Origin of the sequence: Pseudomonas khorasanensis (assembly GCF_014268505.2) — a bacterium.
Classification (GTDB): Bacteria; Pseudomonadota; Gammaproteobacteria; order Pseudomonadales; family Pseudomonadaceae; genus Aquipseudomonas; species Aquipseudomonas khorasanensis.
Map to the genome: position 1 here is coordinate 97,727 of NZ_JABWQP020000002.1, position 24,617 is coordinate 122,343.

Below are 24,617 nucleotides of genomic sequence, written 5' to 3' on the forward strand. Positions count from 1 at the left end.
GAGTGAAGGTGAATCCATGACTACATCGACTGTTAAAACAAACCTGCTGGGTCTGACCCAGCCGGAAATGGAAAAATTCTTCGACTCAATCGGGGAGAAGCGTTTCCGTGCCGGTCAGGTAATGAAATGGATTCACCACTTTGGCGTCGATGATTTCGACGCCATGACGAACGTCAGCAAGGCCCTGCGCGACAAGCTCAAGGCCATTGCTGAAGTCCGTGGTCCCGAAGTGGTCAGCGAGGACATCTCCAGCGACGGCACCCGTAAGTGGGTGGTGCGCGTGGCGTCCGGCAGCTGCGTCGAGACCGTGTACATTCCCCAGGGCAAACGCGGCACTCTGTGCGTTTCGTCCCAGGCAGGCTGTGCCCTGGATTGCAGTTTCTGCTCCACCGGCAAGCAAGGCTTCAACAGCAACCTCACCGCCGCCGAAGTCATCGGTCAGGTGTGGATTGCCAACAAATCTTTTGGCAGCGTCCCCGCCACCGTTGACCGCGCCATCACCAACGTGGTGATGATGGGCATGGGCGAGCCGTTGCTGAACTTCGACAACGTCGTGGCCGCCATGCATCTGATGATGGATGACCTCGGCTACGGTATTTCCAAGCGCCGCGTCACCCTGTCCACCTCGGGCGTGGTGCCGATGATCGATGAGCTGGCCAAGCACATCGACGTCTCCCTGGCGTTGTCCCTGCACGCGCCGAATGACGCATTGCGTAACCAATTGGTGCCGATCAACAAGAAGTATCCGCTTAAGATGCTCCTCGAGTCGTGCCAGCGCTACATGTCCGCCCTTGGCGAGAAGCGTGTGCTGACCATCGAGTACACCTTGCTCAAGGACGTCAACGACAAGCTTGAGCATGCGGTTGAAATGATCGAACTGCTGAATGACATTCCGTGCAAGATCAACCTGATCCCGTTCAACCCGTTCCCGCATTCCGGGTACGAGCGGCCCAGCAACAATGCTATCCGCCGGTTTCAGGATCAATTGCATCAGGCCGGTTTCAATGTCACCGTCCGCACCACTCGTGGTGAAGACATCGACGCCGCTTGTGGTCAACTGGTAGGGCAGGTGCTGGATCGCACCCGTCGCAGCGAACGTTACATCGCCGTACGTGAATTGAACGCGGACGGTGATCTGGCGCAGAACGCCGCGAACACTAATTAAGAGAGGATCTCTATGTCCCTGCGCTTTGCGCTGCTGTTGCTGCTGGCCGGCCTGTGTGCTGGTTGTGTCCTGTCGGGTGACTACAACCCGATGAAGACCAGCAAGGGCCGCGATGAAGCGCGGGCTGCCTACGTGCAGTTGGGATTGGGGTACTTGCAGCAGGGCATGACCGAGAGGGCCAAGGTGCCGCTGAAAAAGGCCCTGGATCTCGACAGTTCCGATCCCGATGCCAACGCGGCTCTGGGGCTTGTGTTTCAGGCCGAAATGGAGCCGAAACTGGCTGATGAGCATTTCCGCAAAGCCCTGTCCTCCCGTCCTGCCGACGCACGCATCCTCAACAATTACGGCAGTTTTCTCTACGAAGAACAGCGTTATAAAGAAGCCTACGAGCGTTTTGAACAAGCCGCTGCCGATACCCTGTATCCTGAGCGTTCGCGAGTGTTCGAAAACCTTGGCATGACGGCCGCCAAGCTCGGTCAGCGTGATTTGGCGCAGCAACAGCTCGAAAAAGCCTTGCGCCTGAATCGTCAACAACCGCGCGCATTGCTGGAAATGGCTGAGTTGTCCTTCGAAGACAGGCATTATGTGCCCGCGCGTGACTATTACGACCGTTTCAGCCAGCTCACCGAACAAAATGCACGTAGTCTGTTGCTTGGCGTTCGGCTGGCAAAAGTGTTTGAAGATCGCGACAAGGCAGCCAGTTACGGTCTGCAATTAAAACGACTCTATCCCGGTACGCCGGAATATCAGCAATACCTGTCGGAGCAATGATGAAAGCGGCGCATCCCGAAGTTGTAGCAGCGAATCGCGTTAATCCCGGTGAGACCCTGCGCCAGGCCCGCGAAAGCAATGGCTGGTCGCTGGCCGAAGTGGCCCTCAAGCTCAACCTCACCGTGACGTCCCTGAGCAATCTTGAAGCCGGCGCTTTCGACAAGCTGCCGGGGCATACCTTCGCTCGCGGTTACATTCGCGCCTATGCCAAGTTGCTCGGCATGGACCAGACCGTCCTGGTTCAGCAATTCGACCAGTCCACCGGTACCGACTCCCAGGGCAGCAACGTTCACGCTTTGGGTCGTATCGAAGAACCGGTCCGGGTTTCCCACACCATTTTGCGTATTGTCAGCCTGCTGTTGCTGATCGCGGTCATCGGCGGCGGTTTCATCTGGTGGCAGGATCAGACGTCGCAGCGCACCCGCGATCTGACCAGCCTGGCGCCGGAACACGTTGAAGTCGAAGGCGCGGACGGCACGACTCAGATTCATCCGATCGACGAGCCGGAAGATCAGGCTGTCGCCGAGAATCAGGCCGACAACTCTACCGCGCTGGCTTTGCCGCCGTCAGAAACCGGCGCTGAATCGACCGCCGCCGAGCCTGCCGCACCAGCGACTGAGCCCGCTGCGCCGGCCCTGGCGCCAATCGCACCGACTCAAGCGCCGGCGCCGGTGGTGGCTGCTCCTGCCGCTCCGGCCGCCAATGTGCCTGCGACGCCAGCGCCAACCGTGACCGCGCCTGCTACCCCAGCGCCAGCCGCTGAAGCGGCTGCTCCGGTCGCCGGCGAAGGCCAGGTGCAGTTGCAGTTCACTGCCGATTGCTGGGCGCAGGTAACCGATGGCCGTGGCAAAGTGATCTTCAGTGGTCTGAAACATAAAGGCGACAGCGTGACCGTTTCCGGCAAGCCGCCGCTCGCCGTACGTCTGGGCGTCGCCCGTGCCGCACAGGTCAGCTACAACGGCCAACCGGTCGACATCGCTCCGTTCACCAGTGGCGAGACCGCTCGCCTGAAGTTGGGTCAATAAGTCATGCACGGCGAATCTCCAATCAAACGTCGCGAATCGCGCAAGATCTGGGTCGGCAACGTACCGGTGGGCGGCGATGCGCCGATCGCGGTGCAGAGCATGACCAACAGCGACACCAATGACGTGGCCGCTACCGTTGCGCAAATCAATCGTCTGGAAGCTGCCGGCGTCGACATCGTTCGCGTCTCGGTGCCCGACATGGACGCCGCCGAGGCGTTCGGCAAGATCAAGCAGCTGGTCAAGGTTCCGCTGGTTGCCGATATCCATTTCGACTACCGGATCGCTCTGCGCGTCGCCGAACTGGGTGTCGATTGCCTGCGTATCAACCCGGGCAACATCGGTCGCGAAGACCGTGTGCGGGCCGTAGTTGATGCAGCGCGTGATCGCGGCATTCCGATCCGTATCGGCGTCAACGCCGGCTCGCTGGAAAAAGACCTGCAAAAGAAATACGGCGAGCCGACCCCGGCCGCGCTGGTCGAGTCCGCCTTGCGCCATGTCGAGCATCTTGAACGCCTGAATTTCCAGGACTTCAAGGTCAGCGTGAAGGCCTCCGACGTGTTCATGGCCGTCGAAGCCTACCGTTTGCTGGCGAAGGAAATCGTTCAGCCGCTGCACCTGGGTATCACCGAAGCCGGTGGATTGCGTTCGGGCACAGTGAAATCCGCCGTCGGCCTAGGTATGCTGCTCGCCGAAGGGATTGGTGACACCATCCGTATCTCGCTCGCAGCGGATCCGGTCGAGGAAGTGAAGGTCGGTTACGACATCCTCAAGTCTTTGCATTTGCGTTCCCGTGGCATCAACTTCATCGCCTGCCCGAGCTGCTCGCGGCAGAATTTCGATGTGGTCAAAACCATGAACGAGCTGGAAGGGCGCCTTGAAGACCTGCTGGTGCCGCTGGATGTCGCGGTGATCGGTTGCGTGGTCAACGGCCCCGGCGAAGCCAAGGAAGCCCATATTGGCTTGACCGGCGGCACGCCGAACCTGATTTACATCGACGGCAAACCGTCGCAGAAACTGACGAACGACAATCTGGTGGATGAGCTGGAACGGCTGATCCGCCAGAAAGCGGCCGAAAAGGTCGACGCTGACGCAGCGGTTATCGCGCGGGGCTGAGCCTGACCGCAAGCCGAACGAATTTAAGGATTTATTGTGAGCAAGTCTCTGCAAGCCATTCGTGGCATGAACGACATCCTGCCCGAACAGACCCCGCTGTGGCGTTATTTCGAGGGCACCGTTGCGCGTCTGCTGGATAACTACGGTTACAAGCAGATCCGCATGCCGATCGTCGAGTTCACCGAGCTGTTCAAACGCTCGATCGGCGAAGTGACCGACATCGTCGAAAAAGAGATGTACACCTTCGAAGACCGCAACGGTGACTCCCTGACCCTGCGTCCGGAAGGCACCGCTGCGTGCGTGCGTGCCGTGCTCGAACATGGCATCACCGGCGGTGGCCAGGTGCAGAAACTCTGGTACATCGGCCCGATGTTCCGCCACGAGCGTCCGCAAAAAGGCCGTTATCGCCAGTTCCACCAGATCGGTCTGGAGGTGTTCAACCTCGACGGTCCCGACATCGACGCCGAGCTGATCATCATGACCTGGCGCCTTTGGGGCGAGCTGGGCATCCGTGATGCGGTCAAGCTCGAACTCAACAGCCTGGGCACCAGCGAGTCCCGTGGACGCTACCGTGAAGCGCTGGTCGAGTATCTCTCGGCGCACCACGACAAGCTCGACGAAGACAGCCAGCGTCGCCTGAAAACCAACCCGCTGCGCGTGCTCGACACGAAAAATGCCGACACCCAGGCCGTGCTGGTCGATGCGCCGAAAATGGCCGACTACCTCGACGACGAATCCCGCGCCCACTTCGAAGGCCTGAAAGCGCGTCTGGATGCCGTCGGCATTCCTTATGTGCTCAACCCGAAGCTGGTACGCGGCCTCGATTACTACAGCAAAACCGTTTTCGAATGGGTCACCGACAAGCTCGGCGCCCAGGGCACTGTCTGCGCGGGCGGCCGTTACGACGGTCTGGTCGAGCAGATGGGCGGCAAGCCGACCACCGGCGTCGGTTTCGCCATGGGTATCGAGCGTCTGGTGTTGATGCTCGAAACACTTGAGCAGATTCCGGCAGAAATCTCCCGTCAGGTCGATGTCTACCTCTGCGCCTTCGGTGAAGAGGCCGAGCTGGCCGGACTGACCCTGGCCGAACGGGTTCGCGATCAACTTCCAAACCTGCGCCTGCAAGTCAATGCCGGCGCCGGCAGCTTCAAAAGCCAGTTCAAGAAGGCCGACAAGAGCGGTGCGCTGTACGCGCTGATCCTCGGTGACGACGAAATGGCCCAGCAAGTGGTAGGTTTCAAACCCCTGCGTGGCCAGGGCGAACAACAAAGCATTGCCTGGGATGCGCTTGCCGCTCACCTGGCCACCTGCGTCGTGCAGGGTTGAAGCTGTCTTAACAGCCGATTTAGCGATTAAGGAGTATTGGGGTGTCGAGTACCGAAGACGAACAGTTGGCGGATTTGAAGGACTGGTGGACACGCAACGGCAAACCTCTGGTCACCGGCGGCCTGTTGGCGCTGGTCATCGTGTTCGGCTGGCAGGCTTATCACAAGTATCAGAGCAACCAGTCGCAAGGCGCCTCGGTGCTCTATCAGCAATTGCTGGAAACCACGCTCACGCCTGACGGCAAGCCTGACGCCGCCCGCGTTGCGGATCTGGCCGGCAAGCTCAACAGCGAGTTCGGCGGTTCTGCCTACGCGCAGTACGGCAGCCTGTTCGTCGCCAAGGTCGCGGTCGACAGCGGCAAGCTGGACGACGCTGCGGCTGAACTCAAAGCGATCGTCGACAAACCGGCCAACCCGGCGCTGGGCGAAATCGCCCGTCAGCGTCTGGCGCAGGTGCTGGGCGCGCAGGACAAGGCAGAAGACGCCCTGAAACTGCTCGACGGCGATGCCGACAAAGCGTTCCTGGCCACTCGCGAAGAACTCAAGGGCGACCTGCTGGTGCGCTTGGGCCGTACCGATGACGCGAACAAGGCGTATCAAAAAGCCAAGGCGGCACTGTCGGATGAAGCGGCGGTCGGTGGCCTTCAAATCAAGCTCGACGACCTGGCCAAAGGGGATGCGTGACGTGATCCGTTGGAAGCATGCAGCATTGCTGGCTCTGGCCCTTCTGGCCGCGGGTTGCAGCAGCAACAGCAAAAAAGAATTGCCACCGGCCGAACTGACCGACTTCAAAGAAGAAGTGGTTCTGCAAAAGCAGTGGAGTCGTTCGATCGGTGACGGTCAGGGCGAAACCTACAACATGCTGGTGCCGGCGATTGACGGCGACAGCATCTACGCCGCCGATGTCACCGGCGTGGTCATGGCCATGGATCGCGCCAATGGCGACGTGAAGTGGGAACAGGATCTTGAACTGCCTGTCTCTGGCGCCGTTGGCGTCGGTTACGGTCTGGTTCTGATCGGTACGCTGCGAGGCGAAGTCGTTGCTCTGGACACCATCAACGGTGAAGAGAAGTGGCGTGCTCGTGTCAACAGCGAAGTCCTCGCGCCGCCAGCCAATAACGGCGACGTGGTGGTTGTGCAGACCCAGGACGATCGTCTGATCGGTCTGGATGCTGCCACCGGCAATCAGCGCTGGGTGTATGACAGCACGCCGGCGGTATTGACCCTGCGTGGCACCAGTGCACCGCTGGTCACCAACCGCCTCGCGGTGGCTGGCCTGTCGACCGGTAAAGTGGTCGCTCTGGACATCTCCAACGGCGTGCCGGTGTGGGAACAACGCATCGCCATTCCACAGGGTCGTTCGGAACTGGAGCGCGTGGTCGACATCGACGGCGGTCTGCTGCTGTCCGGCGGCACGTTGTACGTGGCCAGCTATCAGGGTCGCGTCGCGGCACTGGATCTGGAAAGCGGTCGTCAACTCTGGCAGCGCGATGCGTCGAGCTACGCCGGTATCGCTCAGGGTTTCGGCAGCGTCTACGTGAGCCTGTCCTCGGGCACCGTTGAAGGCGTCGACGAGCGTTCGACTACCGCATTGTGGAGCAACGATTCGCTGGCTCGCCGTCAACTGTCGGCACCGGAAGTGTTCTCCAGCTACGTGGCCGTGGGTGACCTGGAAGGTTATCTGCACCTGTTGAGCCAGGTGGACGGTCGTTTCGTAGGCCGTGAGCGCATCGACAGCGACGGCCTGCGTGCCCGTCCGCTGGTAGTGGGCGACACGATTTACGTGTATGGCAACAGCGGCAAACTGGAAGCCCTGACCATCAAGTAACAACTATGCTTGGGGTTGATCCCCAAGCGACCTTGCATCTGCAGGGTTTGCAGCACCCCTGGGTGTTGCCCCGAGCACCAGCCGCTGCCTCGCAGCGGCTTTTGTATTTTCTGAAATAACGAAGTGGAGAGCCGCATGGTTCCCGTAATCGCCCTGGTGGGCCGACCGAACGTCGGCAAATCCACCTTGTTCAACCGCCTGACCAGGACTCGTGACGCCATCGTCGGCGACTTGTCCGGTCTGACCCGTGACCGCCAGTACGGTGAGGCCAAGTGGCAAGGGCGTTCCTACATTCTGATCGACACCGGCGGTATCTCCGGTGACGAACATGGTATGGACGAAAAAATGGCCGAGCAGTCGCTGCTGGCCATCGAAGAAGCCGATGTGGTGCTGTTTCTGGTAGATGCCAAGGCCGGTTTTACCGCTGCCGACCAGATGATCGCCGAGCATTTGCGCAAACGTAACAAGCGTTCCCACGTGGTCGCCAACAAGGTCGACAACATCGATCCGGAAATGGCCCGCGCTGAGTTCGCCCCGTTGGGCATGGGCCACGCGCTTCCGATCGCCGGTGCTCACGGCCGTGGCATCACGCAGTTGCTGGAAGCCGCCCTTGGCGATTTCCCGCGCGATGACGACGAGCTGGCGGAAGGCGAGGAAGAAGAGATTGTCGCCGAAGGCGAGGAAGCCAAGCGCATTCCTGGCCCAAGCGAAAAAGACGGCATCAAGATCGCCATCATTGGCCGTCCTAACGTCGGCAAGTCGACCCTGGTCAACCGCATGCTCGGTGAAGACCGGGTGATCGTTTATGACCAACCCGGCACCACGCGCGACAGTATCTACATCCCATTCGAGCGCAACGAAGAAAAATACACGCTGATCGACACCGCTGGTGTGCGCAAGCGCGGCAAGATCCACGAAGAAGTTGAAAAATTCTCCGTGGTCAAAACCCTGCAGGCGATCAAAGACGCCAACGTGGTGATCTTCGTGATGGATGCCCGCGAAGGTGTGGTCGATCACGACCTCAACCTGCTGGGCTTCGCCATCGAGTCGGGTCGCGCGCTGGTGATCGCGATCAACAAGTGGGACGGCATGACGCCGAGCGAGCGCGATTACGTTAAGGTCGAGCTGCAGCGTCGACTGTTCTTCGTCGACTACGCTGACATCCACTTCATCTCCGCGCTGCACGGTACGGGCGTGGGCAATCTGTACGCCTCGGTGCAGAACTCCTTCAAGTCGGCGGTCACCCGCTGGCCGACCAACCGTCTGACCCAGATTCTGGAAGACGCGGTGGGCGAGCACGCGCCACCGATGGTCAACAACCGCCGGATCAAGCTGCGTTACGCTCACTTGGGTGGTGCGAACCCGCCGATCATCGTGATCCACGGTAACCAGATTGAGAAAGTGCCGAAGTCGTACGTGCGCTATCTGGAAAACACTTATCGCCGTGTTCTCAAGCTGGTCGGTACGCCGATCCGCATCGAATTCAAGGGCGGCGAGAACCCGTACGAAGGCAACAAGAACACGCTGACCGACCGCCAGGTCAACAAGAAGCGTCGCTTGATGTCGCACAACAAAAAAGCCAGCAAGAAACGCCGCGACAAGAAGTGATTTATCACTTCGTGTAGGAGCTGCCGAAGGCTGCGATCTTTTGATTTTGCTTTTACGACAAGATCAAAAGATCGCAGCCTTCGGCAGCTCCTACAGGGTTCGGCGATAAGAAGGGTGCTCACCAGAGTGCCCTTTTTTTATGGCCGCTGGATGGGCTATCCTCGGGCTCTCCCGCGCCGTCGTCAGAGCCTGGGTGTTGAGCAGAGAACCCCCGATGATCACCAGCAAGCTGCCGAATGTCGGCATCACTATTTTCACGCAGATGTCTCAGCTCGCGGCGCAGACCGGCGCGCTCAACCTGTCCCAGGGATTCCCTGATTTCGACGGGCCGCAGTCGTTGCGCGACGCGGTGGGTCGACACATTGCCAGTGGCCATAACCAGTATTCGCCGATGACGGGCCTGCCGGCGTTGCGTCAGCAGATCGCTGCCAAGATCGCGCGCAGCTACGGCGTTGAGGTCGACGCCGATCATGAAGTGACAGTGACGCCCGGTGCGACCCAGGCGATTTTCTGCGCCATTCAGGCCGTTATCCACAGCGGCGACGAAGTCATCATCTTCGATCCGGCCTATGACAGCTACGAACCTGCGGTGGAACTGGCCGGCGGCCGTTGCGTGCATTTGCAGCTTGGACTGAAGGATTTTTCCATCGATTTCGATCAGCTCAGCGCTGCGCTCACCCCGCGCACGCGGATGATCATCCTCAACACCCCGCACAACCCGAGCGGCGCGCTGATCAGCCGGGCTGAACTGGATCAACTGGCTGCGTTGATCCGTGATCGCGACATTTATCTGATCAGCGACGAAGTCTATGAACATCTGGTGTTCGACGATGTGGCGCATGTCAGCGTACTGGCCCATGAAGAGCTGTATCAGCGCGCTTTCGTGGTCAGCTCGTTCGGCAAGACGTATCACGTCACTGGCTGGAAAACCGGCTACGTCGTCGCACCGCCAGCCCTGAGCGCCGAGCTGCGCAAAGTGCATCAGTACGTCAGTTTCTGCGGCGTCACGCCGTTGCAATATGCGCTCGCCGATTACATGGCCGAACATCCTGAACACGTCGAAGAACTGCCGGGTTTCTATCAGGCCAAGCGTGACCTGTTCTGCGATCTGCTGACGCCGTCGCGGTTCAGCTTCACCCGCGTTACCGGCACGTATTTCCAGTTGGTCGATTATTCGCAGATTCGTCCCGATCTGAATGATGTCGACATGGCGATGTGGATGACCCGCGAACACGGTGTCGCGAGCATTCCTGTGTCGGTGTTCTACCAGAATCCACCGCAAGGCCAGCGCCTGGTGCGGCTGTGCTTTGCCAAGCGTGAGGAGACGCTGCGCGAAGCGGCGGCAAAACTATGCGCGATCTGAGTGCGTTGCCCGATCTCACTCTGGCGCTGATTCAGACGAGCCTGGCCTGGCATGACCGCCAGGCCAACCTGGAGCATTTCGAGCTGTTGCTGGAGCAGGCCCGTGGTGCCGATCTGTTCATCCTGCCTGAAATGTTCACCACCGGTTTTTCCATGGAATCGGAAACCCTCGCCGAAGCCGAAAATGGCCCGACCAGCAAATGGTTGCGGGCGCAGGCGGCGAAGTTCGACGCGGTGATCACCGGCAGTGTGATCATTCAGGCCGCTGACGGCAGTCATCGCAATCGGCTGTTGTGGGCGCGTCCGGACGGTGAGGTGCTGCATTACGACAAGCGCCACCTGTTCCGCATGGCCGGCGAACACAACCACTACACGCCCGGCGAACGGCAGGTGCAGTTCGAACTGAAGGGGTGGCGGATTCGGCCGCTGATTTGCTACGACCTGCGCTTCCCTGTATGGAGTCGCGATGCTCAGGATACTGATTTGCTGCTGTACACCGCCAATTGGCCAGGTGCGCGGCGTCTGCACTGGAATCGCCTGCTGCCGGCGCGAGCCATCGAAAACCTCTGCTATGTGGCGGCGGTGAATCGTATCGGCAGCGATGGCAAAGGCTTCGCTTATACCGGCGACAGTCAGGTCCTGGATTTCCAGGGCGAGACCCTGCTGGCGGCGGGGGAGGCAGACGGGGTCTTTAAGGTCGTGCTGGAGGCGGCGCCGTTGGCGGCGTATCGCGAGCGTTTTCCGGCCAACCTGGATGCCGATACCTTCAAGTTCACTTAAGCCTTTCATTGCCTGCGCTGGCCCCTTCGCGAGCAGGCTCGCTCCCACAGGGGAATGCATTTCAAATGTGGGAGCGAGCCTGCTCGCGAAGGGGCCGGTGAATACGGCACAAAAACGTCAGACAAAAAGAAAGGCCCCGGCGTTCACACGCCGGGGCCTTTTGCTTTTCAGCAGGCGCTTACGCCGCTTTCGCCTCGGGCTGGCTCAGCGAGCGATTCAGTGCGCTGAACAAGGCCTTGAAGCTGGCGGTGGTGATGTTTTCATCAATGCCCACGCCGTGCACCGCACGCTCACCGTTCACACGCAGCTCGATATAAGCCGCCGCTTTGGCGTTGGTGCCCGCACCGATCGCGTGCTCGTTGTAGTCCATGATTTCCACCGGAATCGGCAGGCCGGCGACCAGTGCTTCCAGCGCACCGTTGCCCTTGCCGCGCCAGTGCAGATTGGTTTCGCCCTGACCCTTGCTGGCCACTTCAACTTCCACGGCGCTGTTGCCGTTTTCTTCCTGCAGACGATGGCTGACCAGTGCGTACGGGGTGTTGGCTTGCAGGTATTCGCTGATCAACAGCGCATGGATCTGCTTGGCAGTCATCTCAAGACCGAGGCGGTCGGTTTCACGCTGAACGACCTGGCTGAACTCGATCTGCATACGGCGCGGCAGGCTGATGCCGTATTCCTGCTCCAGCAAGTAAGCAATACCGCCCTTGCCCGACTGGCTGTTGACGCGAATCACCGCCTCGTAGCTTCGACCGATGTCGGCCGGGTCGATTGGCAGGTATGGCACTTCCCACAAGGTGTCCGGTTTCTGCTGGGCGAAGCCCTTGCGGATAGCATCCTGGTGCGAGCCGGAGAACGCAGTGTGAACCAGATCGCCGACATACGGATGACGCGGGTGAACCTGAATCTGGTTGCACTCTTCGACGACTTTGCGCACGCCATCGATGTCGGAAAAGTCCAGCTCAGGGTCAACGCCCTGGGTGTACATGTTCAGCGCGACGGTGACGAGGTCGACGTTACCGGTACGCTCGCCGTTGCCGAACAGGCAGCCTTCGACACGGTCGGCGCCGGCCATCAGGCCCAGCTCGGTGGCGGCCACGCCGGTGCCACGGTCGTTGTGGGTGTGCAGGCTGATGATCACGCTGTCACGACGGTTGATGTTGCGGCCGAACCACTCAATCTGGTCGGCGTAGATGTTAGGGGTTGCGCATTCAACGGTGGCCGGCAGGTTGAGGATCATCTTGCGCTCAGGCGTCGGGTTCCACACCTCGATCACGGCGTCACAGACCTCCTTGGCGAATTCCAGCTCGGTGGCGCTGAAGGTTTCCGGCGAGTATTCGAACGTCCACTCGGTGTCCGGCTGCATGGCTGCGTATTTGACGAACAGCTTGGCAGCGTTGACCGCGATGGCCTTGATGCCGTCCTTGTCCTGGTTAAAGACGATGCGGCGGAAGGAAGGCGAGGTCGCGTTGTACAGGTGAACGATGGCTTTCTTGGCCCCACGCAGGGATTCGAAGGTGCGCTCGATCAGGTCTTCACGGCCCTGGGTCAGCACCTGAATGGTGGTGTCGTCCGGAATATGGCCTTCCTCAATCAGCGTACGCACGAAGTCGAAGTCGGTTTGCGATGCCGCCGGGAACGATGCCTCGATTTCCTTCACGCCCACTTGAACCAGGGTTTTCCAGAAGCGCAGCTTCTTCGCCGCGTCCATCGGCTCGATCAGCGACTGGTTGCCGTCACGCAGGTCGGAGCTGCACCAGATCGGCGCGGCGTCGATGGTTTTCGACGGCCAGGTGCGATCCGGCAAGTTGATGACGGGAAACGCGCGGTATTTCGAAGACGGGTCTTTGAGCATGCTCATCGGGAAATTCCTTGTTGTCTGGGCCGAAAAGAGGCGGCCTGCCGGTTGAACGAATGTTCTTGGAAAAGCGTGGGACGAGGCGCAGCGATTCAGCCCGGCAGTCGTGCACTGACGAGGCACAGGCTGCGGTGCTGGCGAAGCTGAATGAGGGTGTGAGAGGTTTTCATGGCTTCAACCCTAACCGCGAGGGAAAAGGATGGCAAGCAGTCGAAAAAAATTGAGAGGAATCCTCGGAAAGCGGGATTTAGCAGGAATTTATTGCGCTTAAGGCGGTGGAAGTTGTTGATGTTTGCGTAAGGCAAGATTGGGGCGCAATTGAGTTTTTGGAGATTCATTGAGTATGGCGGTGTTTTATAGGCCGCCTTCGCGAGCAGGCTCGCTCCCACACTGGATCTTATTGACATCAAAGATACCCCTGTGGGAGCGAGCCTGCTCGCGAAGGCGCCGGTAGCCCAACCAATGATTCAGGGTTGAAAAGCACCAATGAAAATCGCCGGATCAACCCGCGCATCATTCAGGCTGACGTTCCAGTGCATGTGCGGCCCGGTCGCTCGCCCGGTGGCGCCCACCTTGCCAACAACTGCACCACGGGCCAGTTGCTGGCCGTTCTTCACATCGATCTTCGACATGTGGCAGAACATGCTGATAAAGCCTTGGCCATGGTCAACGAACACGGTGTTGCCGTTGAAAAAGTAGTTGCCGATCAGAATCACCCTGCCCGCCGCCGGGGTCTTGATCGGCGTGCCCGCTGGCACCGCGAAATCGAGGCCGGCGTGGGGATTGCGCTCTTCTCCATTGAAGAAGCGGCGCACACCGAACTTGCTCGACAGCGGCCCGTTGACCGGTTTGTCCAGCAGCAGGTTGCTCGGCGTGTTTGGGCTGAAGCTGCGGTAAGCCGCGATCTGCACCGCCAGTTCGCCCTCGATCCGCTTGAGATTGTCAGCGTTCGGGTTGACCTGCTGTTTGTTCTTCAAGGTGATGTGTTGCTCGGGGTATTTTTTGCTGCCAACGGTGAATGGCAGATTGCGCCCGGCGCTGCTGATTTGCTGCGCGCCCGGTCTGACCGTCAATGGCACGCCAACGATCGCCAGCCAGTTGTTCTGCTCCTTTACCACCAGCACCGGTTTGCCCTGATAGGTCGCCTTTGGTGCTTGCGCGGCGGTGCCCAGGTCAACCACCGCGACGCCGCCCGGCACGGGTTTGTTGAGCAACCGGGTGATGTAGCTGTCGGCGTGGGCGTTGAAGGTCAGGCACAGCAGAAGCAATGGAGCCAGAAAACGCGGCATGGATCAGTCCAGTAAAGAGAGGGTGACGGGCGTGAGGTGATTGTCCTCTACGCGCACTTGCAGTTCGCCTTCGCCCAGTTTGGCTTTCAGGCGCTGGCCGGTATGGGTCTGCGCAGCATTGCGAACTGCGTGGCCACGTTCGTCGAGCAGAATGCTGTAACCGCGACCGAGGGTCGCCAGTGGACTGACCACATGCAGGGTCTGCATCTGACTGTGCAATTGTTGACGGCGTTGTTTCAGGCCATCGCGCATCGCCCGGGGCAGACGTTCAGCGAGGCTTTCAAGGCGCTGACGCAGCATCGCCAGTTGCCGCCCCGGGTGTTGCCCGGCGAGGCGGGTTTCCAGACGAATCAAGCGCTCGCGACGGGTGTTGAGGCTGCGCTCGAAGGCCCGCCGCATGCGCATGTCCAGATCATCCAGGCGCTGCGCCTGCTGACGCAGACGCTCGCCGGGATGCCGCAGCCGTCGCGCCATGCCCTCAAGGCGCAGGCGATCACGCATCAACCGGTCGCGCATACGCATCACCAGCCGCCGATGCAGGCTCTCGACCTGACGAATCAAGTGACTGGAATCGGGGGCGAGCAATTCGGCAGCGGCGGAAGGCGTCGGCGCGCGGACGTCGGCGACAAAATCGCTGATCGACACGTCGGTTTCATGGCCAACGGCGCTGACGATCGGCGTTACGCAGGCATCGACCGCTCGGGCCACGGCTTCTTCGTTGAAGCACCAGAGGTCTTCCAGCGAACCGCCGCCGCGAGCCAGGATCAGCGCATCGAAGCCACGGGCATCGGCCATTTTCAAGGCGCGAACAATTTGCGCGGTGGCTTCGCGGCCCTGTACGGCGGTTGGAATCAATGTCAGCTGGATTTGCGTCGCACGGCGGCGAAACACGCTGATGATGTCGCGGATCACTGCACCGGTCGGCGAACTGATGATACCGATGCGCTGCGGGTGCGCGGGCAAGGGCACTTTGCGTTCGGCACTGAACAGGCCTTCGGCGCTGAGCTTTTCCTTAAGGGCATCGTAAGCCAGGCGCAGCGCGCCATCACCGGCCGGTTCCACGGTGTCGAGAATCAGTTGATAGTCGCCACGGCCTTCGAACAGCGAAACCTTGCCGCGCACCTTGACCGCCAGACCGTCCTTCAGCGCCTGACGCACCCGCGCCGCGTTCTGCCGGAACAGCGCGCAACGCACCTGCGCGCCGCTGTCCTTGAGGGTGAAGTAAACGTGGCCGGACGCCGGGCGCGCGAGGTTGGAGATTTCGCCCTCGACCCAGATGTTGCTGAACACGTCTTCGAGCAACACCCGCGCGCGGCCGTTGAGCTGGCTGACGGTCAGGACTTCACGGTCCAGGCCAAGTCTTGCAAAGGGATCTTTAATCATGGGCCGCAGTTTAAAGGCATTTACCCCTCAATCACCATGACACGACGTAAATCCCCATGTGGGAGCGAGCCTGCTCGCGAAGGCGTTGGGTCAGCCAACAACTGCTGTGGATGAAAACCGCTTTCGCGAGCAGGCTCGCTCCCACATAGGGTTCATTTGATATCTGGTGGTGCTCCTCGGTACTGGCTACAGTCTCCCCAGTCTTATAAAGGATGCGGACCGATGAACGTAATGGAGTTGCTGGGGGCGTGGTCGTGGGGCGTCGGCGGGTGGGCGGCGATCGGGCTGGCGATCGCGCTGGCCTATATCGTGTTTGGCATTGCCGGATTCGGCACGGCGCTGGTGGCGGGGCCGATTCTGATTCTGTTTATGCCGCTTTCGAAGATTGTGCCGTTGCTGGTGCTGCTGGATTTCGTCGCGGCGTTCGGCAATCTGCTGCCGTCACGACGGGACGTAGCCAAGCCGGAATTGCTCAGGCTGCTGCCGTGCATGGCGATCGGTTGCACGTTGGGGGTGATCTTCCTGCTGAACCTGAAATCCGATCTCTTGCTTTTGTTGATGGGGCTGTTTATCAGCGCATATGCGGTTTACAGCTTGTGGGTAAAGGCCCGGCCAACACAATTGTCGGCGGCGTGGGCAGTGCCGATGGGCACGGTGGGCGGGATGTTCGGTGCGTTGTTCGGCAGTGGCGGCTTTCTGTATGCGATCTATTTGAACAGTCGCCTGCCCAAGGAAGCGGCTCGGGCTACACAAAGTGCATTGATCAGTTGCAGCACCGTGGTGCGTTTGAGCCTGTTCGTCATCGCCGGCGTGTACGCCGAGCTACCCTTGTTGATGCTGGCGCTGTGTCTGCTGCCAGCGATGGCGCTGGGGTTGTGGGTCGGGCGGCGGCTGACCCTGCGTTTGTCGCGCGAGGCGTTTGTAAGGTTGGTGACCTGGCTGGTGCTGGCGAGCGGGATTGCATTGATCGTCCGTTATTTCAGCACTTGACCGGATTTTTTCAGGGATTAAGCTGCCGGCCTTCACGGACCCTTCGCGAGCAGGCTCGCTCCCACAGGGACTGCATTCTAATGTGGGAGCGAGCCTGCTCGCGAAGGCGTCAGCAGCCCCACCGCAGGATTCTCCATGAACTCGCAAAGCATCATCGTCCCGAAAATCTCCACCCTGCCGGTCCACGAACCCCGGGCGCGGGCGATTGTGCGCTGGCTGGTGCGCAAGAACATCATCGAAGAAGAACTGAGCACCTGCGGGCGCACCGGTAACCGCATGGCTCATGCGATCGCCGACGGCGCCCGAGCCGTGGTGTTGCACCCCGAGGCGTTGCCGTTCGGCAAGCCGATCAATGGTCTGGAGATCGTCACCAAACGCTGCATCTACACCCCGGCAAAGGGTTTTCTCGAAGAGGCCGGTTGCGCCGAATGTCGGCGGGAAGTGGGCGAGGCGCTGTTCGAAAGTCTCGAAGACTGGATGCCGGGCCGCACCGACAATTTCACCTGCCCCGAATGCGGGCATGAAGACGACATCAACGGCTTCCTCTTTTTGCAGGAATGCGCGTTCTCCAACCTGGGCTTCATCTTCAACAACTGGCTGGAAGCGGGCTTCAAGCAGAGCTTTATCGACGAGTTCGCCGATTGGCTCGATCAACCTGTCTCGTGGGTCAAGGTGGAGCTGTAGGGCCGGGGTTTTCCATCTATCAATTAGGCTGAGTTTTACATTGAACAGCAGGGGGTGTCTGACTATAATGGCGCGCTTCCATTTTCCCGCTCGGGAGCCCCCGCGATGCTGCGTATCAGCCAAGAAGCTCTGACATTCGACGACATTCTTTTAGTGCCCGGTTATTCCGAGGTGCTTCCCAACGAAGTCAGTCTGAAGACCCGTCTTACCCGTGGCATCGAACTGAATATTCCTCTGGTTTCTGCTGCAATGGACACCGTCACTGAAGCCCGTCTGGCAATCGCCATGGCTCAGGAAGGTGGCATCGGCATTATCCACAAGAACATGACCATCGAGCAGCAAGCTGCCGAAGTGCGCAAGGTCAAGAAGTTCGAAGCCGGTGTGGTCAAGGATCCCATCACCATCGAGGCCGATGCCACGGTGCGTGATCTGTTCGAACTGACCCGACTGCACAACATCTCCGGCGTTCCGGTGCTGCACGATGGCGACCTGGTCGGCATCGTCACCTCCCGTGACGTGCGTTTCGAAAACCGTCTGGAAGCCACCGTCCGCGAAGTGATGACGCCTAAAGAGCGTCTGGTCACCGTCAAGGAAGGCGCCGACAAGAACGACGTCCGCGAACTGCTGCACAAGCACCGCATCGAGCGCGTGCTGATCGTCGATGACAAATTCGCCCTCAAAGGCATGATGACCGTCAACGACATCGAAAAAGCCAAAGCCTACCCGCTGGCCAGCAAGGACGATCAAGGTCGTCTGCGCGTTGGCGCGGCTGTCGGTACCGGCAAGGACACTGGCGATCGCGTGACCGCTCTGGTCAATGCCGGTGTGGACGTGGTGGTGGTCGACACCGCGCACGGTCACTCCAAAGGTGTGATCGATCGTGTTCGCTGGGTCAAAGAGAATTTCCCTGAAGTGCAGGTGATCGGCGGCAACATCGCCACCGGCGCAGCCGCCAAGGCCCTGGCCGAAGCAGGCGCCGATGCGGTCAAGGTCGGTATCGGTCCTGGCTCGATCTGCACCACCCGTATCGTCGCCGGTGTCGGCGTGCCGCAAATCAGTGCCATCGCCAACGTCGCCGCTGCCCTCGAAGGCACCGGCGTGCCGTTGATCGCCGACGGCGGTATCCGCTTCTCCGGTGACCTGTCCAAGGCCATCGTCGCCGGTGCCTCCTGCGTGATGATGGGCTCGATGTTCGCCGGTACCGAAGAAGCGCCGGGCGAGATCGAACTGTTCCAGGGCCGTTCGTACAAGGCTTATCGCGGCATGGGTTCGCTGGGCGCCATGTCCCAGGCCCAGGGCTCTTCCGACCGCTACTTCCAGGACTCCTCGGCAGGCGCCGAGAAGCTCGTTCCGGAAGGCATCGAAGGCCGTGTGCCTTACAAGGGCACCCTGAGCGCGATCATTCACCAGTTGATGGGCGGCCTGCGTTCCTCGATGGGTTACACCGGCAGCGCCGACATCGAAGAAATGCGCACCAAGCCTGAATTCGTGCGGATCACCGGTGCCGGCATGGCCGAGTCCCACGTTCACGACGTGCAGATCACCAAAGAAGCGCCAAACTACCGCGTAGGTTGAAGCTTCCAGCAAATCATTAAGCAACCGGGGCTGTTTTATTCAGCCCCGAGTTGTTTCTGAATCACGACTGTTTCTGAATTACTTAGACGAGACTGAATCATGGCCCTCGACATTCACGCTCACCGCATCCTGATCCTCGACTTCGGCTCGCAATACACCCAACTGATCGCCCGCCGCGTGCGCGAGATCGGTGTGTACTGCGAACTGCACCCGTTCGACATGGACGAAGATGCGATCCGCGAATTCGCGCCCAAAGGCGTCATCCTCGCCGGCGGCCCCGAGTCCGTGCACGAAGCCAACAGCCCGCGCTGCCCGCAGGCTGTCTTCGATCTGGGCGTTCCGGTCTTCGGTATCTGCTACGGCATGCAAACCATGGCCGAGCAACTGGGCGGCAAGGTTGAAGGTTCCGAACTGCGTGAGTTCGGTTACGCCCGGGTTGACGTGGTCGGCAAGAGCCGTCTGCTCGACGGCATCGAAGACCACATCGACGCCGACGGCCTGTTCGGCCTCGACGTGTGGATGAGCCACGGTGACAAGGTCACCAGGATGCCGGAAGACTTCCACATTCTGGCCAGCACCCCGAGCTGCCCGATCGCCGGCATGTTCAACGACGACCGTGCTTACTACGGCGTGCAGTTCCATCCGGAAGTGACCCACACCAAGCAGGGCGGTCGCATCCTGTCGCGCTTCGTTCTCGACATCTGCGGCTGTGAAGCCCTGTGGACGCCGTCGAAGATCGCTGAAGACGCCATCGCCAACATCCGTGCCCAGGTCGGCACCGACAACGTATTGCTGGGCCTGTCCGGCGGCGTCGATTCCTCGGTGGTTGCGGCATTGCTGCACAAAGCCATCGGCGACCAGTTGACCTGCGTCTTCGTCGACAACGGCCTGCTGCGTCTGCACGAAGGCGAGCAGGTGATGGCCATGTTCGCCGAGAACATGGGCGTCAAAGTGATTCGCGCCAACGCCGAAGATCAGTTCCTCAATAACCTGGCCGGCGAAGCCGACCCGGAGAAGAAGCGCAAAATCATCGGTCGCACCTTCATCGACGTATTCGATGCCCAGTCCAACAAACTGGAAAACATCAAATACCTCGCTCAGGGCACCATCTACCCGGACGTGATCGAGTCGGCTGGCGCGAAAAGCGGCAAGGCCCACGTGATCAAGTCGCACCACAACGTGGGCGGCCTGCCGGAAGAAATGAACCTGAAACTGGTCGAGCCGTTGCGCGAACTGTTCAAGGACGAAGTCCGTCGTCTGGGTCTGGAACTGGGCCTGCCGTACGACATGGTCTACCGCCACCCGTTCCCGGGCCCGGGCCTGGGCGTGCGGATCCTCGGTGAAGTGAAAAAGGAATACGCCGACCTGCTGCGTCGTGCCGACCACATCTTCATTGAAGAACTGCGCAAGGCCGACTGGTATCACAAAGTCAGCCAGGCGTTCGTGGTGTTCCAGCCAGTGAAATCGGTCGGCGTGGTCGGCGACGGCCGTCGTTACGCCTGGGTCGTGGCCCTGCGCGCCGTGGAAACCATCGACTTCATGACCGCACGTTGGGCACACCTGCCTTACGAACTGCTGGAAACCGTGTCCGGCCGCATCATCAATGAAATCGAAGGCATTTCGCGCGTCACCTACGACGTGTCGAGCAAGCCGCCAGCGACGATTGAGTGGGAATGACGCAGGAAGCCGGCTTGTCCGGTTCCCGCTAGGCGCTTGCTTCAAAGGCGCACACAAAGGCTCATGAAAAATGCCAGTCAGTTTTGCTGACTGGCATTTTTATTTGTGATGCTGAAAGCTCCGAGGCAGAGCTGTTTTCTCAACGGTCAGCGAAGACTCCCGTGATCAAAGATATTCGGAACAAATCAGATCCGCCGGGGTGCACACTCAAGTCTCGACAAGACGTGCGGCTTCAGGTCGCCCTTACTGTTTCGCAATTGCGGGTGTATCGTATTCGCCTTTTTGCGGATCCCTCGGGTTCTGTCGCTGATTCGTGAGGTAGTTGAGTTCATGTCCTTTACCCGTCGCCAAATCCTCGGTGGCCTGGCCGGTCTTGTTGTCGTTGGTGTGGGCGCGGGAGGCGCGTCGCGTTACTGGCTGGGCAAGATGGCCGACGCCGAGGCCGGACACGACTATGAACTGATCGCAGCGCCCCTGGATGTGGAGTTGGTTCCGGGGCACAAGACCCAAGCCTGGGCGTTCGGCCCGTCAGCGCCGGGCACGGAATTGCGAGTGCGCCAGGGTGAATGGCTGCGGGTACGCTTCATCAACCACTTGCCGGTGCCGACCACCATTCACTGGCACGGCATCCGCTTGCCGCTGGAAATGGACGGCGTGCCCTACGTGTCGCAACTGCCGGTACTGCCGGGTGAATATTTCGACTACAAATTCCGCGTTCCAGACGCCGGCAGCTACTGGTATCACCCGCACGTCAGCAGCAGCGAGGAACTCGGTCGCGGGCTGGTCGGGCCGCTGATCATCGAAGAGCGTGAGCCCACCGGTTTCAAGTACGAGAAGACCCTGAGCCTGAAGAATTGGCACATTGATGAGCAAGGCCAGTTCGTCGAGTTCAGCATCCCCCGCGAAGCGGCCCGTGGAGGTACAGCAGGCCGCCTTTCGTCTATCAATGGCGTGTCGTTGCCGGTGATCGACTTGCCGGCCGGGCAGATCACCCGGGTGCGCTTGCTCAACCTCGATAACACCCTGACCTATCGCATTAACATTCCTGGCGTCGAAGCGAAGATCTACGCGCTGGATGGCAACCCGGTCGAGCCACGGCCGTTGGGCAAGGAATACTGGCTCGGCCCGGGCATGCGCATTTGCCTGGCGATCAAGGCACCAGCGGCCGGTGAAGAACTGTCGCTGCGCAACGGCCCGGTGCGACTGGGCACGTTGCGTTCGGTGGCCAACAGCGATGCGCCGACCGATTGGCCGAAAGCGTTGCCGGCCAACCCGGTGGCCGAACCGGACCTGGCCAATGCCGAGAAACTCAACTTCAATTTCGAATGGGTCGGCTCGGTGTCCGTGAATACAGAAAACGGCAAGCCGCCGAGCCTGTGGCAGATCAACGGCAAGGCCTGGGACATCACCGACAAGACTTGTGCCGATCGGCCGATCGCCAGCCTCAAACTCGGGCAGAGTTACATTTTCGAATTGAAGAACATGACCCAGTATCAGCACCCGATTCACCTGCACGGCATGAGCTTCAAGGTGATTGCGTCGAACCGGCACAAAGTCGTTCCATACTTCACCGACACCTATCTGCTGGGCAAGAACGAGCGTGCGCAAGTGGCGTTGGTGGCGGATAACCCCGGGGTGTGGATGTTCCACTGCCATGTCATCGACCACATGGAAACCGGCCTGATGGCCGCGATCGAGGTGAAGTGATGCGCCAGATTCGCCCGGCGGCGATCATCGACCGCAGCTGCGACCGCGATTTCATGCATGAAGCCCTGACCCTCGCCGCAGAGGGCGCTGCGCTTGGCGAAGTACCGGTGGGCGCGGTGCTGGTGCAGGACGGCGCCATCATCGGTCGCGGCTTCAATTGCCCGATCAGTACCAGCGACCCAAGCGCCCACGCGGAAATGGTCGCGATCCGCGCGGCGGCGCAGGCGATGGATAACTATCGCCTGCCGGGCAGCACGCTGTATGTAACGCTCGAGCCGTGCAGCATGTGCGCCGGGCTGATCGTGCATTCACGGGTGGCGCGGGTGGTGTACGGCGCGCTGGAACCCAAAGCCGGGATCGTGCAAAGCCAGGGGCAATTTTTTACCCAGGGGTTTTTGAATCACCGGGTGTTGTATGAAGGCGGGGTGCTGGCGGAGGAGTGCGGCGCGGTGTTGACCGAATTTTTCCGCGCCAGACGCGCCAAAAGCCCCTCACCCTAACCCTCTCCCAGAGGGAGAGGGGACGGACCGAGTTGAATGGGTGAAGTCCGCCGACCTGAGACTCCGAGTCGAATGCAAATTTTGAAAAGCTCAGAGATCTGCTCCCTCTCCCTGGGGAGAGGGCTGGGGTGAGGGGTAGGCTCACCGCGATGTCCGGGGAACTACGCTTACTTCTTCGCGACGATCACCGCGCGCATCGGTGCCGGCAGGCCTTCGATCGTTTTGCTGTGATCCTCGGGATCAAGAAAATCGCTCAACGACTGATACTTCATCCACTCAGTGCCGCGCTGTTCCTCGACCGTCGTGGTGCTGACATCCACGCAACGAATGTCAGTGAACCCGGCACGTCGCAACCACAACTCCAGCGCCGGCACCGACGGCAGGAACCAGACGTTGCGCATTTGCGCGTAGCGATCTTCCGGCACCAGCACCTGATGCTTATCGCCTTCGACCACCAGCGTTTCCAGCACCAGTTCGCCACCCTTGATCAGGCAATCCTTCAGCGCCAGCAAATGCTCGATCGGTGAGCGGCGGTGATAGAACACACCCATGGAAAACACCGTGTCGAAGCCTTCCAGATTCGCCGGCAGGTCTTCGAACGGGAACGGCAGGTGCCAGGCGTTCGGCTCGGACAGGTAACGCTGCACGGCCTGGAACTGGCAGAAGAACAGCCAGTTCGGATCGACGCCGATCACGCTGTCCGCACCGGCGCCGAGCATGCGCCACATGTAGTAGCCATTGCCGCAGCCGACATCGAGGATGCGCTTTCCCTGCAAATTCAGGTGCGGCGACACGCGTGACCATTTCCAGTCCGAGCGCCATTCGGTGTCGACGTGCACGCCGAACAGGTCGAACGGCCCCTTGCGCCATGGCGACAGGCCCATCAGTGCGGTGCGCATCTGTGCACGAGTCACGTCGTCACAATCGGTGTCGAGTTTGAGGCCGTTGAGCAGATCGACTTCGCTTGGCTGAATCTTCGGCAGGGCGTCCAGCGCACTTTGCCAGCGCTCCAGATCGCCGTGGCCTTTCTCCATTTTCTTGTCGAGTTGCGCCTGCAGGGTGTTGGCCCATTCGGCCAGCGGTGTACCGGCCAGACGGCGGGCGAGGGGGGACAGGTCAATCATGGCAAGGCAATCAACGAGGCAAAGTTAAGACACTGGAACCACGGCACGACTTTCGAGAATCCGGCCGCCAGCAGGCGTTCGCGGTGTTCTTCGAGGCTGTCGGGCTTCATGACGTTTTCGATGGCGCTGCGCTTCTGGGCAATTTCCAGTTCGCTGTAGCCGTTGGCGCGTTTGAAGGCCACGTGCAAGTCGGTGAGCAGCGCGTGTTCTTCGGCATCGTTGAAGCGCAGTTTCTCCGAAAGAATCAGCGCGCCACCGGGCAACAACGACTGGCGAATGCGCGACAGCAACGCGGTGCGCTGATCCGGGGCGATGAACTGCAGGGTGAAGTTCAGCGCGACGACCGAGGCGGGTTGAAACGCCAGCGCGAGGATATCGCCTTCAATCACTTCAACCGGCAGCAACTCCTGAAACATCGAATCCTGACCGTTGAGGTATTCCCGGCAACGCTCGACCATGGCCGCCGAGTTATCCACAGCGATCACCCGGCAACCGTCGGTGCGCACATGGCGGCGCAATGCCTGAGTCACCGCGCCGAGCGAGGAACCGAGGTCATAAAGCACGCTGTTCGGCTGGGCGAATTGCGCGGCGAGCACGCCGAGGTTTTCGACGATGGTCGGATAACCCGGCACCGAGCGCTTGATCATGTCCGGGAACACTCGCACCACGTCTTCGTTGAAAGCGAAGTCAGGCACCTGGGCCAAAGGCTGGGCGAATAGGCGATCGGGTTCTTTGCTCACGGTGGCGTCCGGCGGTGTCGAAGAAAAGGCCGGCATTTTAGCCAAAGTAGGGCGCGGATGCTTGGGTTGCTGATAAAACGCGGGAAAGCCAATGAGGAAAGCTGAATGACCCGGCT

Annotated in this window: 21 protein-coding genes; 16 read left to right on the forward strand and 5 right to left on the reverse strand. The window is 60.3% G+C overall.

Translation table 11 applies throughout. The annotated features are described in order from the left end of the window. Positions 1-16: 16 nt before the first annotated feature. The 10 genes from rlmN (at position 17) to HU727_RS06690 (ending at position 10,977) form a co-directional block, all read left to right on the forward strand. Positions 17-1,165: a dual-specificity RNA methyltransferase RlmN gene (gene rlmN / locus HU727_RS06645; RefSeq protein WP_186530328.1), complete on the forward strand. Its 1,149-nt coding sequence runs from the start codon at positions 17-19 to the stop codon at positions 1,163-1,165. 12 nt (positions 1,166-1,177) lie between these two features. Next, on the forward strand, positions 1,178-1,936 hold the full coding sequence (gene pilW, locus HU727_RS06650) for a type IV pilus biogenesis/stability protein PilW (RefSeq protein WP_186530326.1): 759 nt from the start codon (positions 1,178-1,180) through the stop codon (positions 1,934-1,936). Beyond that, positions 1,936-2,961, forward strand: coding sequence for a RodZ domain-containing protein (locus tag HU727_RS06655; RefSeq protein WP_186530324.1), 1,026 nt, complete (start codon positions 1,936-1,938; stop codon positions 2,959-2,961). The genes pilW and HU727_RS06655 overlap by 1 nt, the downstream gene beginning before the upstream one ends. A 3-nt stretch (positions 2,962-2,964) precedes the next feature. Next, positions 2,965-4,074: a flavodoxin-dependent (E)-4-hydroxy-3-methylbut-2-enyl-diphosphate synthase gene (gene ispG, locus HU727_RS06660; protein ID WP_186530322.1), complete on the forward strand. Its 1,110-nt coding sequence runs from the start codon at positions 2,965-2,967 to the stop codon at positions 4,072-4,074. A gap of 36 nt (positions 4,075-4,110) precedes the next feature. After that, positions 4,111-5,400, forward strand: a complete 1,290-nt coding sequence (hisS, locus tag HU727_RS06665) for a histidine--tRNA ligase (protein ID WP_186530320.1) — start codon at positions 4,111-4,113, stop codon at positions 5,398-5,400. 41 nt (positions 5,401-5,441) lie between these two features. After that, positions 5,442-6,083: a tetratricopeptide repeat protein gene (locus HU727_RS06670; RefSeq protein ID WP_186530318.1), complete on the forward strand. Its 642-nt coding sequence runs from the start codon at positions 5,442-5,444 to the stop codon at positions 6,081-6,083. Next, positions 6,076-7,227, forward strand: coding sequence for an outer membrane protein assembly factor BamB (gene bamB, locus HU727_RS06675; protein ID WP_186530316.1), 1,152 nt, complete (start codon positions 6,076-6,078; stop codon positions 7,225-7,227). The genes HU727_RS06670 and bamB overlap by 8 nt, the downstream gene beginning before the upstream one ends. 135 nt (positions 7,228-7,362) lie before the next feature. Continuing rightward, positions 7,363-8,835, forward strand: a complete 1,473-nt coding sequence (gene der / locus HU727_RS06680) for a ribosome biogenesis GTPase Der (RefSeq protein WP_186530314.1) — start codon at positions 7,363-7,365, stop codon at positions 8,833-8,835. A 214-nt stretch (positions 8,836-9,049) separates the two neighbouring features. Beyond that, positions 9,050-10,198 (forward strand): pyridoxal phosphate-dependent aminotransferase, encoded by a 1,149-nt coding sequence (locus HU727_RS06685; protein ID WP_186530312.1) that lies wholly within the window; start codon positions 9,050-9,052, stop codon positions 10,196-10,198. Continuing rightward, on the forward strand, positions 10,186-10,977 hold the full coding sequence (locus HU727_RS06690) for an amidohydrolase (protein ID WP_186530310.1): 792 nt from the start codon (positions 10,186-10,188) through the stop codon (positions 10,975-10,977). The genes HU727_RS06685 and HU727_RS06690 overlap by 13 nt, the downstream gene beginning before the upstream one ends. A gap of 178 nt (positions 10,978-11,155) precedes the next feature. Here HU727_RS06690 and leuA read toward each other — a convergent pair whose 3' ends face one another. The 3 genes from leuA to xseA all read right to left on the reverse strand — a co-directional run bounded on the left by leuA (position 11,156) and on the right by xseA (position 15,504). After that, complete coding sequence (gene leuA, locus HU727_RS06695; protein WP_186530308.1) at positions 11,156-12,835, reverse strand: 2-isopropylmalate synthase; 1,680 nt, start codon at positions 12,833-12,835, stop codon at positions 11,156-11,158. Positions 12,836-13,299: 464 nt separating this feature from the next. Further along, complete coding sequence (locus tag HU727_RS06700) at positions 13,300-14,121, reverse strand: peptidoglycan DD-metalloendopeptidase family protein (protein WP_186530306.1); 822 nt, start codon at positions 14,119-14,121, stop codon at positions 13,300-13,302. 3 nt (positions 14,122-14,124) lie between these two features. Continuing rightward, positions 14,125-15,504: an exodeoxyribonuclease VII large subunit gene (gene xseA, locus HU727_RS06705; RefSeq protein WP_186530304.1), complete on the reverse strand. Its 1,380-nt coding sequence runs from the start codon at positions 15,502-15,504 to the stop codon at positions 14,125-14,127. Positions 15,505-15,726: 222 nt separating this feature from the next. Here xseA and HU727_RS06710 point away from each other — a divergent pair, with 222 nt between their 5' ends. From HU727_RS06710 to tadA, 6 genes are all read left to right on the forward strand, one after another. Then, entirely contained in the window at positions 15,727-16,494 is a 768-nt protein-coding gene (locus tag HU727_RS06710) for a sulfite exporter TauE/SafE family protein (protein ID WP_186530302.1), read from the forward strand. A 135-nt stretch (positions 16,495-16,629) separates the two neighbouring features. Beyond that, entirely contained in the window at positions 16,630-17,178 is a 549-nt protein-coding gene (locus HU727_RS06715; protein ID WP_186530301.1) for a sugar ABC transporter ATPase, read from the forward strand. A gap of 105 nt (positions 17,179-17,283) precedes the next feature. Then, positions 17,284-18,753 carry an IMP dehydrogenase gene (guaB, locus tag HU727_RS06720; RefSeq protein WP_186530299.1) on the forward strand — a complete coding sequence of 490 codons (1,470 nt, stop codon included), beginning with the start codon at positions 17,284-17,286 and terminating at the stop codon, positions 18,751-18,753. Positions 18,754-18,852: 99 nt separating this feature from the next. Further along, positions 18,853-20,430 (forward strand): glutamine-hydrolyzing GMP synthase, encoded by a 1,578-nt coding sequence (gene guaA / locus HU727_RS06725; RefSeq protein WP_186530297.1) that lies wholly within the window; start codon positions 18,853-18,855, stop codon positions 20,428-20,430. A 330-nt stretch (positions 20,431-20,760) separates the two neighbouring features. Then, complete coding sequence (locus HU727_RS06730) at positions 20,761-22,137, forward strand: multicopper oxidase family protein (RefSeq protein ID WP_186530295.1); 1,377 nt, start codon at positions 20,761-20,763, stop codon at positions 22,135-22,137. Next, on the forward strand, positions 22,137-22,637 hold the full coding sequence (gene tadA / locus HU727_RS06735; RefSeq protein ID WP_186530293.1) for a tRNA adenosine(34) deaminase TadA: 501 nt from the start codon (positions 22,137-22,139) through the stop codon (positions 22,635-22,637). The genes HU727_RS06730 and tadA overlap by 1 nt, the downstream gene beginning before the upstream one ends. 167 nt (positions 22,638-22,804) lie before the next feature. Here the strand turns inward: tadA and cmoB are convergent, their stop codons facing one another. Next, positions 22,805-23,761 carry a tRNA 5-methoxyuridine(34)/uridine 5-oxyacetic acid(34) synthase CmoB gene (gene cmoB, locus HU727_RS06740; RefSeq protein ID WP_186530291.1) on the reverse strand — a complete coding sequence of 319 codons (957 nt, stop codon included), beginning with the start codon at positions 23,759-23,761 and terminating at the stop codon, positions 22,805-22,807. Beyond that, positions 23,758-24,537 (reverse strand): carboxy-S-adenosyl-L-methionine synthase CmoA, encoded by a 780-nt coding sequence (gene cmoA / locus HU727_RS06745; RefSeq protein ID WP_186530289.1) that lies wholly within the window; start codon positions 24,535-24,537, stop codon positions 23,758-23,760. The genes cmoB and cmoA overlap by 4 nt, the downstream gene beginning before the upstream one ends. Positions 24,538-24,617: the final 80 nt, after the last annotated feature.

What these genes read in the sequence shown, in the direction of transcription:
- HU727_RS06690 (WP_186530310.1), top strand. Translation starts at nt 10,186, where the DNA reads ATGCGCGATCTGAGTGCGTTGCCCGATCTCACTCTGGCGCTGATTCAG.
- HU727_RS06655 (WP_186530324.1), top strand. Translation starts at nt 1,936, where the DNA reads ATGAAAGCGGCGCATCCCGAAGTTGTAGCAGCGAATCGCGTTAATCCC.
- guaA (WP_186530297.1), top strand. Translation starts at nt 18,853, where the DNA reads ATGGCCCTCGACATTCACGCTCACCGCATCCTGATCCTCGACTTCGGC.
- tadA (WP_186530293.1), top strand. Translation starts at nt 22,137, where the DNA reads ATGCGCCAGATTCGCCCGGCGGCGATCATCGACCGCAGCTGCGACCGC.
- HU727_RS06730 (WP_186530295.1), top strand. Translation starts at nt 20,761, where the DNA reads ATGTCCTTTACCCGTCGCCAAATCCTCGGTGGCCTGGCCGGTCTTGTT.
- HU727_RS06710 (WP_186530302.1), top strand. Translation starts at nt 15,727, where the DNA reads ATGAACGTAATGGAGTTGCTGGGGGCGTGGTCGTGGGGCGTCGGCGGG.
- leuA (WP_186530308.1), bottom strand. Translation starts at nt 12,835, where the DNA reads ATGAGCATGCTCAAAGACCCGTCTTCGAAATACCGCGCGTTTCCCGTC.
- ispG (WP_186530322.1), top strand. Translation starts at nt 2,965, where the DNA reads ATGCACGGCGAATCTCCAATCAAACGTCGCGAATCGCGCAAGATCTGG.
- bamB (WP_186530316.1), top strand. Translation starts at nt 6,076, where the DNA reads ATGCGTGACGTGATCCGTTGGAAGCATGCAGCATTGCTGGCTCTGGCC.
- cmoB (WP_186530291.1), bottom strand. Translation starts at nt 23,761, where the DNA reads ATGATTGACCTGTCCCCCCTCGCCCGCCGTCTGGCCGGTACACCGCTG.
- der (WP_186530314.1), top strand. Translation starts at nt 7,363, where the DNA reads ATGGTTCCCGTAATCGCCCTGGTGGGCCGACCGAACGTCGGCAAATCC.
- cmoA (WP_186530289.1), bottom strand. Translation starts at nt 24,537, where the DNA reads ATGCCGGCCTTTTCTTCGACACCGCCGGACGCCACCGTGAGCAAAGAA.
- pilW (WP_186530326.1), top strand. Translation starts at nt 1,178, where the DNA reads ATGTCCCTGCGCTTTGCGCTGCTGTTGCTGCTGGCCGGCCTGTGTGCT.
- HU727_RS06685 (WP_186530312.1), top strand. Translation starts at nt 9,050, where the DNA reads ATGATCACCAGCAAGCTGCCGAATGTCGGCATCACTATTTTCACGCAG.
- guaB (WP_186530299.1), top strand. Translation starts at nt 17,284, where the DNA reads ATGCTGCGTATCAGCCAAGAAGCTCTGACATTCGACGACATTCTTTTA.
- rlmN (WP_186530328.1), top strand. Translation starts at nt 17, where the DNA reads ATGACTACATCGACTGTTAAAACAAACCTGCTGGGTCTGACCCAGCCG.
- xseA (WP_186530304.1), bottom strand. Translation starts at nt 15,504, where the DNA reads ATGATTAAAGATCCCTTTGCAAGACTTGGCCTGGACCGTGAAGTCCTG.
- HU727_RS06715 (WP_186530301.1), top strand. Translation starts at nt 16,630, where the DNA reads ATGAACTCGCAAAGCATCATCGTCCCGAAAATCTCCACCCTGCCGGTC.
- HU727_RS06700 (WP_186530306.1), bottom strand. Translation starts at nt 14,121, where the DNA reads ATGCCGCGTTTTCTGGCTCCATTGCTTCTGCTGTGCCTGACCTTCAAC.